14 protein-coding genes and 1 pseudogene are annotated in these 14,147 nt (G+C 66.3%); 5 read left to right on the top strand and 10 right to left on the bottom strand.

All coding sequences use genetic code 11. The annotated features are described in order from the left end of the window. Positions 1-85 precede the first annotated feature (85 nt). The 5 genes from DIR46_RS22240 (at position 86) to DIR46_RS22220 (ending at position 4,444) form a co-directional block, all read left to right on the top strand. A complete protein-coding gene (locus DIR46_RS22240; protein WP_109347189.1) occupies positions 86-1,402 on the top strand; it encodes an enoyl ACP reductase FabMG family protein in 1,317 nt (438 codons plus the stop codon). Between the two features lie 76 nt (positions 1,403-1,478). After that, entirely contained in the window at positions 1,479-1,688 is a 210-nt protein-coding gene (locus DIR46_RS22235; protein ID WP_109347188.1) for a DUF3460 family protein, read from the top strand. 16 nt (positions 1,689-1,704) lie between these two features. After that, entirely contained in the window at positions 1,705-2,589 is an 885-nt protein-coding gene (locus tag DIR46_RS22230; RefSeq protein WP_109347187.1) for a segregation and condensation protein A, read from the top strand. A gap of 28 nt (positions 2,590-2,617) precedes the next feature. Beyond that, positions 2,618-3,457 carry a pantoate--beta-alanine ligase gene (panC, locus tag DIR46_RS22225; RefSeq protein WP_109347186.1) on the top strand — a complete coding sequence of 280 codons (840 nt, stop codon included), beginning with the start codon at positions 2,618-2,620 and terminating at the stop codon, positions 3,455-3,457. A 213-nt stretch (positions 3,458-3,670) separates the two neighbouring features. Continuing rightward, positions 3,671-4,444, top strand: a complete 774-nt coding sequence (locus DIR46_RS22220) for a flagellar brake protein (RefSeq protein ID WP_109347185.1) — start codon at positions 3,671-3,673, stop codon at positions 4,442-4,444. A gap of 63 nt (positions 4,445-4,507) precedes the next feature. Here DIR46_RS22220 and DIR46_RS22215 read toward each other — a convergent pair whose 3' ends face one another. The 10 genes and pseudogenes from DIR46_RS22215 to DIR46_RS22170 form a co-directional block, all read right to left on the bottom strand. Next, positions 4,508-4,933 (bottom strand): F0F1 ATP synthase subunit epsilon, encoded by a 426-nt coding sequence (locus DIR46_RS22215; protein ID WP_109347184.1) that lies wholly within the window; start codon positions 4,931-4,933, stop codon positions 4,508-4,510. Between the two features lie 11 nt (positions 4,934-4,944). Next, complete coding sequence (atpG, locus tag DIR46_RS22210) at positions 4,945-5,814, bottom strand: F0F1 ATP synthase subunit gamma (RefSeq protein ID WP_109347183.1); 870 nt, start codon at positions 5,812-5,814, stop codon at positions 4,945-4,947. A gap of 28 nt (positions 5,815-5,842) precedes the next feature. Beyond that, positions 5,843-6,880, bottom strand: a complete 1,038-nt coding sequence (locus tag DIR46_RS22205) for a hypothetical protein (RefSeq protein ID WP_229446361.1) — start codon at positions 6,878-6,880, stop codon at positions 5,843-5,845. An 18-nt stretch (positions 6,881-6,898) separates the two neighbouring features. Continuing rightward, positions 6,899-7,153 (bottom strand): hypothetical protein, encoded by a 255-nt coding sequence (locus DIR46_RS22200; protein ID WP_109347182.1) that lies wholly within the window; start codon positions 7,151-7,153, stop codon positions 6,899-6,901. 12 nt (positions 7,154-7,165) lie between these two features. Beyond that, a complete protein-coding gene (gene fabI / locus DIR46_RS22195; RefSeq protein WP_109347181.1) occupies positions 7,166-7,948 on the bottom strand; it encodes an enoyl-ACP reductase FabI in 783 nt (260 codons plus the stop codon). A gap of 17 nt (positions 7,949-7,965) precedes the next feature. Next, positions 7,966-8,202 carry a hypothetical protein gene (locus DIR46_RS22190; RefSeq protein ID WP_109347180.1) on the bottom strand — a complete coding sequence of 79 codons (237 nt, stop codon included), beginning with the start codon at positions 8,200-8,202 and terminating at the stop codon, positions 7,966-7,968. Next, positions 8,199-9,386 (bottom strand): acetate/propionate family kinase, encoded by a 1,188-nt coding sequence (locus tag DIR46_RS22185; protein ID WP_109347179.1) that lies wholly within the window; start codon positions 9,384-9,386, stop codon positions 8,199-8,201. Before DIR46_RS22185 ends, DIR46_RS22190 begins: the two co-directional genes overlap by 4 nt. A 4-nt stretch (positions 9,387-9,390) precedes the next feature. Continuing rightward, positions 9,391-10,329, bottom strand: a complete 939-nt coding sequence (locus DIR46_RS22180) for a phosphate acetyltransferase (protein ID WP_109347178.1) — start codon at positions 10,327-10,329, stop codon at positions 9,391-9,393. 11 nt (positions 10,330-10,340) lie between these two features. Beyond that, positions 10,341-12,716, bottom strand: a pseudogene (locus tag DIR46_RS22175) (DUF3141 domain-containing protein). Between the two features lie 205 nt (positions 12,717-12,921). Then, a complete protein-coding gene (locus DIR46_RS22170) occupies positions 12,922-14,136 on the bottom strand; it encodes an EAL and HDOD domain-containing protein (RefSeq protein WP_109347177.1) in 1,215 nt (404 codons plus the stop codon). Positions 14,137-14,147 lie beyond the last annotated feature (11 nt).

Below are 14,147 nucleotides of genomic sequence, written 5' to 3'. Positions count from 1 at the left end.
CCGAGGGTGTGGCGTGTGTGTACAATGCCATGTTTTAAATATGACAAAACGCCGCCACAAACTCTTTTGATAGGTAGCTAATAATATGACCGAATTGAATCCTCTCCGCCATATCCCTGAAGCCAATGTGTTCCGTAAGGGCGACGTCTTCGTCCTGTTCGGCGAACTGTTCGGCCGCGGCTATGTCAACGGCCTGATCGACCAGGCGCGCGCCGCCGGCATGACCATCGTCGGCGTCACCGTGGGTCGCCGCGACGACAGCGGCGCTTTACGCAAGCTGAACGACGAAGAACTGGCCGAAGCGGAAGAGAAACTGGGCGGCCGCATCATCAACGTGCCGCTGATGGCCGGCTTCGACATGGACGCCCCGGAAGGCGAACAGAACCCGACCGAAATGCTGTCCGGTATCACCCTGAAGAACTGGCAGGAAGAAAAGCTGGACTGGGAACGCATCGAGCGCTGCCGCGCGGCAGGCGTGGCCCGCTTCACGGGCTCCGCCGCCACCGTGATGGCCGAGATCGACAAGCTGGTGCCGCAAGGCGCCAACGTCTTCTTCGCCCACACGATGGCCGGCGGCATCCCGAAGATCAAGGCCTTCCTGGCCATCGCCAACCGCATCTACAAAGGCCGCGGCGAGCGCTTCATGTCCTCGCGCGCCCTGCTCGACAGCGACCTGGGCAAGCTGATCCTGATGAACTTCGACGAAGTCTCGGCCAACACGCTCAAGTACCTGATCGACGCGTCGAGCGCGATCCGCGAGCGCGTGACGCAAGCCGGCGGCGAAGTGCGCTACACCGCCTACGGCTACCACGGCACCGAGATCCTGATCGGCGACGAGTACCAGTGGCAGACCTACACCAACTACACCCAGGGCTACGCCAAGATGCGCCTGGAGTCGATCGCCGAAGCGGCCTGGAACAACGGCACCTTCGCGACCGTGTTCAACTGCCCGGAAATCCGCACCAACTCGTCCGACATCTTCGTCGGCGTCGAGCTGTCGCTGTTCCCGCTGCTGCGCGCACTGAAGAAAGAAGGCGGCGGCGCCTGGGCCGACGAGCACTGGCGCATCTGCGAAGAGCTGCTGGGCGAAGGCACTTCGCTGCAACAGCTGCTCGACACCATCGAGGGGTACAATAACGATGCGACCAGCGCCACCTTCCGCAATTTCGAAGCCTGGCCGATGGACAATACCCCGGAACTGGCCGAAGTCATGATCGGCACCTCGGAAGCCATCACCGCCCTGCACAAGGACAAGAAGGCACTGATCACCGATCACCTGTCGAGCCTGGTGCTGGAAGGCGCCGGCCCGTTGATGTTCCATGGCGCATCGGAAAAAATCGCGCCGGTACTGTGGCTCAACCACGACATCATCGCCCGCCAGTTGAACGCCTTGCACAAGTAAGACTTGACGCCGGCGGCGCGTGGCAGAAGAATCTGCCCGTCGCCGGCACCCAGCCGTCATTTATCTCAAGCGAATCATGATCTTCTCGAAAAAACACGTGATGTACGAATCCGAGCACACCAAGTTCATCTCGGAGCTCAAGAAGCAGAACTCGCACCTGGACGCGGGCCAGGTCGCCGGCCGCGCCCTGCTGTGGGACAAGGAACCGGTCTCGCTCGACGAACAGGCCCGTGTCGAGGAATCGCGCCTGCGCCAGCAGGCCTACCCGTACCAGACCAAGGTCTGAGGACGGAGGCGCGCGCATGATGCCCCAAGGGGCGGCAGCCGAGGGAGAGGAAATCCCCGTGGAAGCCGCCGTCGACGACCAGCATGCCGCGCCGCCCCCGCCGGAAGACGCCGCGATCGCACGCCTGTATGGCGAACCGCTGACGCGCCTGCCGAACGACCTGTACATCCCGCCCGACGCGCTCGAGATCTTCCTCGACGCCTTCGAAGGTCCGCTCGACCTGCTGCTGTACCTGATCCGCAAGCAGAACTTCAACATCCTCGACATCCCGATGGCGCAGGTGACCCTGCAATACCTGGAATATGTCGAGCAGATCCGCAAGAGCAACCTCGAGTTGGCGGCGGAATACCTGTTGATGGCTGCGATGCTGATCGAAATCAAATCCCGCATGCTGCTGCCCAAGCGCCAGGACGACCTGATCGAGGATGCCGGCGACCCGCGCGCCGAACTGGTGCGCCGCCTGCTGGACTACGAGCAGATCAAATCCGCTGCGGTAGCGCTGGGTAACGTGCCCCAGGAAGGCCGGGACTTCGTACGCCCGCAGCTGTTCGTGGAACAGGGCCTGAACACGGCCCTGCCCGACGTCGATCCCTGGGACTTGCAGCGTGCCTGGCTCGACGTGTTGCGCCGCGCCAAGCTGACCCAGCACCACCGGATCGGGCGCCAGGAACTGTCGGTGCGCGAGCACATGTCGGCCATCCTGCGCACCCTGCAATCGCAGCGCTTCGTCGAGTTCGGCGACCTGTTCGCAGGCCAGCACACGGTGGCTCACGCGCCCCGGCCGATCGTCGTCGTCCACTTCGTCGCCATGCTCGAACTGGCGAAAGAAACACTGATCGAAATTACCCAGGCCGAACCTTTTGCGCCGATCTACGTGCGCCTGGCCTATTCGCCGGCTTGATGCCGTTTTATTCTCCCTTTGTTCACCCATGAAAATCATTTCTTCCATTGACGAATTGCGCGACCAGTTGCGCGGCCAGCTGCGCACGGCGTTCGTGCCGACAATGGGCAACCTGCATGAAGGCCACCTGTCGCTGATGCGCCTGGCGCGCCGTCACGGCGACCCGGTGGTCGCCTCGATCTTCGTCAACCGCCTGCAGTTCGGCCCCAACGAGGATTTCGACAAATACCCGCGCACCTTCCAGGAAGACGTGGCCAAGCTGGAGAAGGAAGGCGTCTACGTGCTGTTCGCGCCGACCGAAAAGGATTTGTATCCCGAGCCGCAGGAATACCGCGTGCGCCCGCCGGATGGCCTGGGCAATACGCTGGAAGGCGAATTCCGTCCCGGCTTCTTCGAGGGCGTGTGCACCGTTGTGACCAAGCTGTTCTCGTGCGTGCAGCCGCGCGTGGCCGTGTTCGGCAAGAAGGATTACCAGCAACTGATGATCGTTCGTAATATGGCGCGCCAGTTCGCCCTGCCGACCGAGATCATCGGCGCCGAGACCTTTCGCGCCGAGGACGGCCTGGCCCTGTCCTCGCGCAATGGCTACCTCTCAAGCGACGAGCGGGCCGAAGCCCCGGTGCTGTACCGGGAACTGAACGCGGTGGCCGACACCGTCCGCAGCGGCGAGCGCGACATCAAAGCCGTCGAAGCGCGCGCGATGGCCGCCCTGGCCGGACGCGGCTGGAAGCCGGACTACGTTTCGGTGCGCAAGCGCATCGACCTGCAGGCGCCGCATGGCGCGGACCTCGAACGCGGCGAGCCGCTGGTGGTGCTGGCGGCGGCCAAGCTGGGCGCGACCCGACTGATCGACAACCTGGAAATTTGATCGGTGCGATGAGTCTATCCCGGTAGGTGGAAGTCGCTCCTGGCGCCTGACAGGCGTGTGCTGGTTGCTCGGCATTGCACGGCTCGCCGTGAGCTTCGCCCCCACCTACCGGCATGGACTCTGCTGCAAGTTTGATTCCGGTTTGCAACAAGATTGCAAAGAGGGTTATACTTCCGTGCAGCAGCATTTTACAATCACGTCCAGGACCCCGCCGTGAACGTCTCCGATGCCGTCGCTTTTGCCCGCAAGGGCCCGCCAAAGCCATCCGACCTCCTGACCCGTATTCCGGGCAATGCCGCGCCACACCAGATGTCGGATCCGTTCGACATCGGTGAAGCGCTGACCGCGCTGGCGCTCAGCGGCGATCCCGTCACCGTCTATTCCGGCATCCAGGAGCCGCTCCTGGTGCGGATCGAGTCGGTCGACCCGGCATTGCCGCACTTCGTGCTGGATTTTACTGGCAGCGACATGCCGGTCACCCACCACGCCACCTTCGTCAGCGCGATCGGCGGCAATGCCAAGTTGCAGTTCGAGCTGGAAAGCGACTGGAAGGGTTTGCCCGGCCAGCCCCACCTGGTGCGGGCGGACTTCCCGGAACACTGCCTGGTGCTCAACCGGCGCTCGGCGCGCCGGGTGGAAACGCCGGTCGGCGCCAACTATAGCGCCAGCTTCGGCCTGTCGGGCCGCCAGTACGAACTGCCCCTCTACGATTTTTCCCAGGGCGGCGTCGGCATGCGCGCCTCGCCCGAGCAGTGTTACGGGCTACACGTCGGCAAGAAACTGATTGGCGTGCGGCTGGAACTGGGGCCGGCGCTGTTCATCACGGCCGACCTGGAAGTGCGCCTGATGCGGCCCTTCCGCACCTTCCTGCTCGGCGAGCAGGTGCAGATCGGCTGCAGCTTCACGAATATTTCGATGCAGCTCCAGCAGACGCTGGAGCGCTTCCTGACCAACGGGCGCACCGAGCGCCGCGCCGCCGCGGCCTGACCGGCGTCACCAGCGTCGGCCGTCGAGTCGAGGCTGACCAAACTCAATCGGTCGTCCTGCACGTCAGCGCCGTTTCCTTTGCCGCGACAAGGCCTGGATCTGGGCGATGGCGATCGCCAGTTCCGACTGCGCCTTGGCGTAGTCGATCCTGGTGTCCCGGTTGCGCAGCGCTTCCTCGGCCTGCTTGCGCGCCTCGTTCGCACTGGCTTCGTCCAGGTCGCGTCCGCGGATGGCGGTGTCCGCCAGCACCGTGACTTCGTCCGGCTGGACTTCCAGGATGCCGCCGGCGACGAACACCAGTTCTTCGTCCTCTTGCCCCGGCACCTTGATGCGCACGGCGCCCGGCCGGATCCTGGTCATCAGGGGCGTGTGCTGCGGATAGATGCCGAGCTCGCCGCTTTCGCCGGGCAGTGCGACGAACTCCGCATCGCCCTCGAACACCTCTTCCTCGGCCGAGACGACGCTGACGCGGATCGTGGGAGTTGCCATGATGTCCTCGCTCAGACCGCCGCCGCGCCGGAGACGATCTCGGAAAGTTCCTTCGTGATCGCCGCCTGACGGGTCTTGTTGTACACCAGCTTGAGGTCGTCGATGATGCTGGCCGCGTTGTCGCTGGCCGCCTTCATCGCCATCCTGCGCGCCGAATGCTCGGACGCGAAACTTTCGGCGACCGCCTGGTAGATCAGCGCGTCGACGTAGCGCACCAGCAGGTCGTCGATGACCTGGGCCGGGTCCGGCTCGTACAGGTAGTACCAGGCATGCGTTCCCCGTTCGGCCCGCACGTTCTCCGGCACCAGCGGCACCAGCTGCTCGATGACGGCCTGCTGGCTCATCGAATTGATGAATTTCGTGTAGCACAGGTGGATGGCGTCGATCTGCGCGTTCTGGTAGGCGTCGAGCAGCACTTTGGCCGGGCCCAGCAGCCGTTCGAGGTGCGGGGTGTCGCCCAGGTGCACCGCATGCGCGACCACCCTGGCGCCGATGCGGGTCATGAACGACAGGCCGCGGCTTCCGATGACCACCAGGTCGCTGCCGATGCCCCGCTCCTGGTGTTCATGCATGGCGTGCGTCACGGCGCGCAGGATATTGGTGTTCATGCCGCCGCACAAGCCCTTGTCGGTCGTGACCACGATGAAGCCGGCACGCCTGGCCTCGTCGTGCGTGATGAGGAAGGGATGGCTGTATTCGGGGCTGGCTTCGGCCAGGTGCCCCGTGATGTTGCGGATCTTGCGCACATAGGGACGGGCGGTGCGCATCCGCTCCTGTGCCTTGCGCATCTTGGAGGTGGCGACCATCTCCATCGCCCTGGTGATTTTTCTCGTGCTTTCCACGCTCTTGATCTTGTCGCGGATTTCCTTGCCTCCAGCCATGACGTGCTCCTTATAAATTGACCCAGCATCAGGACCAGAGTCCCGAAGACAGCAACTGCTCGGCATCCTCGAACACGCTTTTTTCCGGCAGCAGGCTGGCCCGCGCGAAGCGCACCAGCGAGAATGCGCGCATCCGCGGCGGCAGGGTCGGCAACCGGGCGATCCGCAACTCGAGCTCGCTCATCGACGTATCCGCCGGCGTGCCCGCCTCGATCACGACGTTCATCCGGTCCAGGATCACGCGCCTGGTCGACACCGACAGATGCCGGCCGGGCTGGGCGAACACCGCGCGCACATGCTCGAGTTCGCGCTCCAGCGCGTCTTCGCGCAGCCCGATGCCGGCCAGGTCGCGCGCGTTTTCCTCGACCTGCGCGTGCAGCCGCGCCAGCTCGCCAGGCTCGCTCGCGACATCGCCGCCGATCACCGAGCCGATGCCCTGGCCCTGGCGTTCGAGCAATTGCAGCCGTGTCTTGAGCAGCGCACGCTCGCGTTCGAGTACCGCGCGCCGCGACTTGTCGACGGCGCCGCGCGCCAGTCCCGCCAGCGCGAGCTCGTCCAGCAGGCGCCGCACGATCTTCTCCCTGAGTTCGGCATCGCTGCGCCCGCAGATCCTGACCTGGTGGTCGCTGAAACTCAGCGTCGTCTGCGGCACGTCGCGGCGCATCGTTTCACCTTCCATCCTGGCGCCCAGGACGTGGCGTTCGGTCAATGCCATCCCCAGCACCGCATACGCTTCCGGCGCGTCGCCGTTGGCGGCAAAAAAGGCACGCAGGTCGGCCGAGCGGCTGATTCGCAACGCGACGTCATCGGGCCCGGCGAACCAGGCGTGGATGTACGGGTCGCCATCCCAGGCGGCGGCGCTGGCCTCGCGCGCCGCCGGCACGGCGTCGACCAGCGCGCGGACATGGGTGAACGAGGTCGCCACCGCGGGCACGAGGCGCTTGCGGCCATGGCGCACCAGGCGCAGCTGCGGGTGCAGCGCCAGCAGGCGCTCGATCGCCGCGTCGACGCCGTCCTGCGCCGCGGCCTGCTTGTCCCTGTTCCTTATCCTGCCGAGCAAGCCCATCGCCAGACCTTTGCTACGCTAGCCATAGCGCTCATTGACGATATGCACATGAATCTTCCGGTTCTTCCAGAACATGTCTTGGACACGCGGCAGCAGCGTGCGCAGCGCTTCCGGCGGCGCATCCCTGCACGTCAGCAGCACCGCCGGCCGCGAACCGTTGCCGGGCAGGTGTTCGATCTCGTCGAATGGCGGAAACCCATACTTGACCAGGAAGGCCTTGATGTCCTCGTCACTGGTCCCCGCTTCCACGTTTCCCATCACTACATCAGCCATGGCAGACCTCCTTCAGGCCATGATGTGCACGCCGCCATCGACATACATGGTTTCGCCGGAAAGCCGCCTGGCGTACGGCGTGGCCAGGAAGGCGCAGGCGAAACCGACGTCCATGATGTCGACCAGCTCCCCGAGCGGCGCGCGCTCGGCCGCCTGCGCGAGCAGCAGGTCGAAGTCCTTCAGTCCCGAGCCGGCGCGCGTCTTGAGCGGCCCCGGCGACATGGCGTGCACCCGGATATGCCTGGGTCCGAGTTCGTAGGCGAGATAGCGCGCGCACGCTTCCAGCGCCGCCTTGACCGGCCCCATCAGGTTGTAATTGGGCACCACCTTGTTGGCGCCGTAGTAGCTCATCGTGAACATGGTGCCGCCGTCCTTCATCAGGCTGGCCGCCTGGCGCGCCATGCGCACGAAGGAGTGACAGGAAATGTCCATCGCCTGGCCGAAGCCCTCGGCGCTGCTGTCGAGCAGCCCGCCCTGCAGGTCTTCCTTCGGCGCCCAGGCGATCGAGTGCACGAACAGGTCGAGCCGCCCCCACTGCCGCTCGATCTCGCCGAACACGGCCTGGATGTCGTCCGGCCTGGTGACGTCGAGCGGCATGAAGATCGGCGCGCCCAGCTCGCGCGCGAGCGGTTCGACATAGGCCCTGGTCTTCTCGCCGGCATAGGTGATGGCGAGTTCGGCGCCAAGCTCGCGGAACGCTTTCGCGCATCCGTACGCGATGGAATGCTCGTTGGCGATCCCGGAGACCAGGGCCTTCTTGCCGGTCAAGATCGGGCGGTGGCGTTCATTCGTCATGAAGACACTCCTTCGTTTCAATCGTTCCCTCGATCCGCATCTGCGTAAGCTGGTCCGGCACGCGCAGCTCGGCGCCGGTCGCCGCGCGCACCGCTTCCACCCCGATGCCAGGCGCCGTCTCCAGCAGGCAGGGCGCGCAGCCGCTCGATCAGGGCGCCCTGCGGCGCCAGTTCGACCTCGATGTCGCCGGCGATCATGAGGCTGGCCCCGTCCGGGATCATGGCGACCGAGTCCTCCAGGCTGACCGTCTTCATGCGGCCGTCCTCACGACCGCTCTCGTATGGCGGGCGATCATCAGTTCTTCATTTGTCGGAATCACCCATGCCGAGACCTTGCTGCCCGCCGTGCTGATGCGCGGCCCACCGGCCGCATTGGCGGCCGGCTCCAATTCGACGCCGAGCCAGCGCGCCGCGCGGCAGACCCGCTCGCGGATCAGCGCCGCATGCTCGCCGATGCCGGCGGTGAACACCAGGGCGTCGGCGCCCTCGGTGGCGGCCGCCAGCGAGCCGAGTTCGCGGCCGATGCGGTAGACGAACAGGTCGACCGCGAAGCGCGCCCGCGCATCGTCGCTTTCCAGCAGGGTCCGCATATCGCTCGAGATGCCCGATACGCCGAGCAGGCCCGACTCCTTGTAGATCAGCCGTTCGATGGCGCGCGCGTCCATCTGGAGGTGGTCCATCAGGAACAGCACCACGCCCGGGTCCAGGTTGCCGCAACGGGTGCCCATCGGCAGGCCGTCGACGGCGGTGAATCCCATGGAGCTGGCCACGCTCTTGCCGCCCGCCAGCGCGCACACGCTCGCGCCATTGCCCAGGTGCGCCACCAGGGTGGCGCGGGCGGCGCCCAGCTCCGGATAGGCCGGCATCGCCGAAGCGATGTATTCGTAGGAAAGGCCATGGAAGCCGTAGCGCCGCACCCCCAGCCTGGTGATGCTGTCCGGCAGCGCGTAGGCCTGCGCCACCTCGGCTTGCGTCCGGTGGAAGGCGGTATCGAAACAGGCTACTTGCGGCAAGTCCGGCCGCGCATCGAGCAGGGTGCGGATCGGCGCCAGGTTGTGCGGCTGGTGCAGGGGCGCGAGCGGCGTCAAGCGGTCGAGCGCCTCGATCACGGCCGGGGTGACGAGCGCCGCTTCGCTGAACTGCACGCCGCCGTGCACGACGCGGTGGCCGACCGCCACCAGCCGGTGGTCGGCGCCGTGGCTGCGCAGGAAGTCGCCGATGTAGTCGGTCGCCTCCAGGTGGCCGAGCGCGGCGTCGGGCTCCCAGCGCCGCTCACCGATCAGCGCGCCGTCGGCATTCTTCGCGCTGAATGTCGCCGCGTTATACAAACCCGCCACTTGACCGTCGAGGACCAGCTCGGGTTCGGCCGGGCCGGCGTCGAAGGCGCGGAACTTGATGCTCGACGAGCCGGCATTGAGCACGAGAATGAGGTCGGCCATGGCGTCACCTCACCGGCTGGCCGCTCTCGCGGCGCGCCTTCGCCACCAGCGTCGCCACCGCGCACGAGGCCAGCCGGGTGATCATCGAATCGGCGCGGCTGGTCAGGATGATCGGCACCCGCGCCCCGAGGACGATGCCGGCCGCATCGGCGCCGGCCAGGAAGGACAGGCTCTTGGCCAGCATATTGCCGGCCTCGAGATCGGGCACCAGCAGGACGTTGGCGCGCCCGGCGACGGGCGAATCGATCTGCTTGATCCTGGCCGCGTCCGGGTCGATCGCATTGTCCAGCGCCAGCGGGCCGTCGACCAGGGCGCCGGTGATCTGGTGGCGGTCGACCATCTTGCACAGTGCGGCGGCTTCGACCGTGGACGGCACTTTCGGGTTGACCGTTTCCATCGCCGACAGCACTGCCACCCGCACTTCCCCGAACTGCAGGGCGTGCGCGAGGTCGATCGCGTTCTGCAGGATGTCCATCTTTTCTTCCAGCGTCGGCGCGATGTTCACGGCGGCGTCGCTGATGATCAGGGCGTCGGGATACCCGGGCACGTCCATGACGAAACAGTGGCTGAGCCGGCGCGCGGTGCGCAGGCCGGTCTCGCGCTTGACCACCGCCCCCATCAACTCGTCGGTATGCAGGCTGCCCTTCATCAGGGCTTCCGCCTTGCCCTCGCGGACCAGCCCGACGGCGGCCGCCGCCGCGGCATGGCTGTGGGCCGCCTCGACGATCGCCACGTCGCCGATGCGCAGGCCATTCTCTTGCGCCACCGCCTCGATCCGTGCGCGCGGCCCGACCAGGATCGGCGCGATCAGGCCGATCCGCGCCGCTTCCAGCGCACCGGCCAGCGAACTGGCGTCGCAGGGGTGGGCGACGGCGGTCGGCAGCAGCGGCAGGTCCCGGCAATAGTCGATCAGCCGCCGGTACTTTTCGTGCTTCGGTTCCATGCCGGGTCCTTTCAATGGAAGCGCGTGGAGGCCGGCGGATCGGGGACTGGCGGGTAGGCGGGCCGCTGGCCCGGTTCGCCGCCAAGCAGCACATGCAGCCGCTCCACCATGGCAAGCTGGTTGCTCGTCGGCGGCATCGCCTGCACCCGCTCGTCCGCCATCAGCTCATCGACCAGGCTCAACAGCCGCTCGCGGTCGCCGCGGTCGCGCAGCAGCGTCGGCAGGGTGGCGATCGCCTTCTCGGGCTCGTAGCGGACGATGATGTCCTGCTCGCCGCGCAAGCGGCGCCACTGGTCGAGCGGCACGTCCGGCAAGTAGTGGGCGTAGGCCTTCGCCAGCTCCTTGCGCTTGACCAGGCGTGACAGCGGCAGCGCCTCGCCCTGTTGGTCGCGCAGGCTGGCCAGGCGGGCGAAGGCCTCCGCATAGCCGCCCTCGGCGATCGAGTCCAGCGCTTCCCGGACGAAGGGCAAGGCGCGCGGATCCTGGCTCTCCTGCACCGGCTGCGCCGGCTTGCGGTCGGCCAGGTAGAGCAGATACATATTCGCGTAGATGCTGAAGAAGCACGCTTCGGTATGGGCGTCGCGCAGCCCCCGGTACAGGTCCAGCCACGCGCTGACCAGCCCCGCGCCTTCGTTTTCCAGGCGCCGCCACGGGTCGCCCTCCCCCAGCGGCTGGCGTTGCTCCCTGACCGCGCGCGCCGCCGGTTCGAGCCACGCCATCCAGGGATTGCGGCTCGACAGCGCTCAGTTCTGGACACGCAGGGGATGGAACACGCGCAGCAGGCGCGCGCTCAGGTCGTTGGACATGGCTTTCACGAACGGCTGCACGAACAATTCATAACCACGCTGGTTGAAGTCGGACAGCGCCGCCACCGCCTCGAACGGCTGCTCGTCGACGCGGTTGAAGCGGTTGAGCTGGGTGACGACGTCCTCGAGCCGGCGTTCGTGGAAAATGACCTCGTAGCGCGACTTGCCGTCAGGGCTGCCGCCCCCGGTCTCGGTGATCTGCATGCCGTACAGGCCCGGCGGCAGGATCTCGACCTCGCGCAGCACCGAGACCAGCTGCGTATATTCCTTCTTCGCCACCTTGCCGGACACGAAAATGCCGAGGTGGCCGACGTCCGGGTGCAGCAGGCCCACGATCACCTGGCCGCGCGCCTTGATTTCATCGGTGCTGCCATAGATGTCGGCCACCCAGTTGAAGGCCTGCTCGGGCGGCGTGATGTTGTCGCCCATCGACGCGAACAGGATGACCGGCACCTCGATCGCGCGCAGGTCGAAGGCCTGGCCGGTATTGTCCTTGACGTCGCCGGACCACAGCTTGTTTCCGACGAACAGGTTGCGGGTGATGAACTCGATCTCTTCGCGGTTCAACAGATAATACGTGCCCCACCAGCGCTCGAAATCCAGGTAGCGCGCCGGTTCGGTGTCGGCATGCTGGTGGACCCTGTAATACTTGTCCCACAGCGAATTGGCCGGGTTCAGGTTCTCGAAGTTCTGCACCAGGTGGGCGCCGTCGAAGATGCCATTGCCGAGATCGGCCAGAAACGAGGCCAGCCAGGTGCCGCCGAGCATCCCGCCGGCATAGCGCATCGGATTGTCGCCCTCGCCTTCGTTCCAGGCCCCGCTCACATACGACATCGGCGCCCCGTTGATGAGAAGCGGCCCGGTATCGTCGGGGCTGGAGGCGGCCAGCATCATCGCCGCCCAGCCGCCCTGGCAGTTGCCGATGATGGCCGGTTTCTCGCTGGCCGGGTGCAGCGCGCGCACGTGTTTCACGAACTGCCCTTCGGCGCTGCACACGTCCAGCAACGTCTGCCCGGGTTCGGGGTCGCGGAAGAAGCTGACGAAGTACACCGGATGGCCGGCGCGCATCGCCACGCCCGCCTGGGAATCATCCTTTAAGCCGCCGATGCCGGGGCCATGGCCGGCGCGCGGATCGATGATCAGATAGGGACGCTTCGCGGGGTCGAGCGTGACGCCGGCCGGGGGAACGATCCGCAGCAGCGCATAGTTCACCGGCCGCGCGAAGCCACGCCCGTCGAGGATGGTTTCGTAGTCGAAATGCAGGACCGGCGCCGATCCCATCGCTGCACGCTCGATGAAGTTGTCGCCGCGCTGGCGCAAGGTATCCCAGAACAGGATCGAACGCTGGAAGGCATCGACCGCGTAGTGCTGGTACGACCAGGGATTGAGCCCGGCCATCCAGCCCGCAGGGTCAACCTTGGCATCCGGGACCTTGTCGCCCACTGCCGCGCCGACTGCATCGCCCACCCCCGCGCCGACCCGTTGGCTGAACTGCGCCAGCGCGGTCTTCACGCGCTTTTGATGGAGGAGACTGATCCTGGTGCCGACCTCATGGCTCCGTGCAAGGTGCTTCGTGTCCATGAAAAAACCTCAAAGAGGAGGAAAGCTTTGCTCGGGAGGCGCTGGGGGAGTTCGGGATACCATGAGCGCGCCACATGATCCACTATAGCGTCCATTGTCCGCCCATCGGGGCAAGGCGCAATGGGACCAAGGTCCAATCCTGGCATGGGGTCACGACGATGGCGGGGAGGCGCCGGCCGTCAAGCCGGGCCGTATTGAGAAAAGCTCAGGCGTCGACCGCCACGCTTTGCGCCCAGGCCAGCGCCGACAGGTGGGCCTGGTTGACTTCGGATGGCGTGATCGCGAGCGTATCGGCCAGCGACGCCACCAGGTTCGAGTTGAGCTCGCAGGCTTCGGCCAGCGCCAGGTAAGGCCCGTACGGCCCTTCGCGCCGCGTCAGCGCCTGCACCACCTGATCAGGCAACTGGATGGTCTCGAGCACCTGCTGCATGCTCAGTCCCAGCAGCCGGTCGAGCAGCGAGAACATGCCGGCCACGAAGAGGTTCTCGGCCTCGCCCTTGCCCAGGTATGTCTGCCCCAGCAGCTCGGCCAGGCGGCCGCGCACCACGGCGGTTTCCATCAGCACCGGCGAATAGCCGCTCGCGCTGGCCGTGGCCAGCAGCAGCACCAGCCAGCGGTACAGCGGCGCATAGCCCAGCAGCGAAATCGCCTGGCGCAGCGACTGCACTTCGCGCCCGGCGCCGAAGCCGGCGGTATTGATGTAACGCAGCAGCTTGTAGGTCAGGGCCGGGTCGCGCTTCAGCACGCTTTCGAGCTTGGGCACGTCCTCGTTGTTCTGCACCAGCTGCATCAGCTGCAGGATCACGCTCTGGGTCGGGTTCATGCCCTTGACCGGACTACCCGGCCGCGGCGTCAGGTGCAGCTTGCCGACGAAGGCGTCGAGCCCGAGCGCGGCGCAGGCGTCGAAGTCGGCCCAGGTGCCCACCGGACGCCCCACCATGCGCAGCGCCGAATGCTTGGCGGCGGCATAGCTGCGCGCCTGGTCGGCGACGTTGGCGCCGGTGAAGCGCACCTCGAGGTAGGAGGCATAGGGCGACAGGTTGCGCCCCAGCAAGTTAATGTCGCAGCCGCGGATCGCCACGCCGACGCCGCCGGCGCGCACGGCCTGCACGGCCGAGCGCACGTCGAGGTCGGCCAGCTGGCGGATGTCGAAGGCGAGCACGGTGCGTTCCGGCGGCAGCGCGTGCAGCGCGTCGGTCGACAGCATGGCCGGCACCGCGTCGAGGAACAGGATCTTGTCGCGCAAGAGCCAGCCATGGTCTTCATGGTTGACGTGCTGGGCGACGAAGCCGACCAGCCCTTCCAGGTCCTGGTCGGTGGGAATGCGTCCGTCGTGTTGCTGCCACGACAGCTCGTAGCCGAGAACGCGCTGCTTGGGATCGAGCAGCGGTTCGCGGACGATGAAGTTGGTGCGATGCATCTAGGCGCCGG

The sequence above is a fragment of the Massilia oculi genome (assembly GCF_003143515.1).
Lineage (GTDB): Bacteria > Pseudomonadota > Gammaproteobacteria > Burkholderiales > Burkholderiaceae_D > Telluria > Telluria oculi.
The sequence above is the reverse complement of the archived record's forward strand: the minus strand, read 5'-3'. Positions and strand labels throughout refer to the sequence as shown.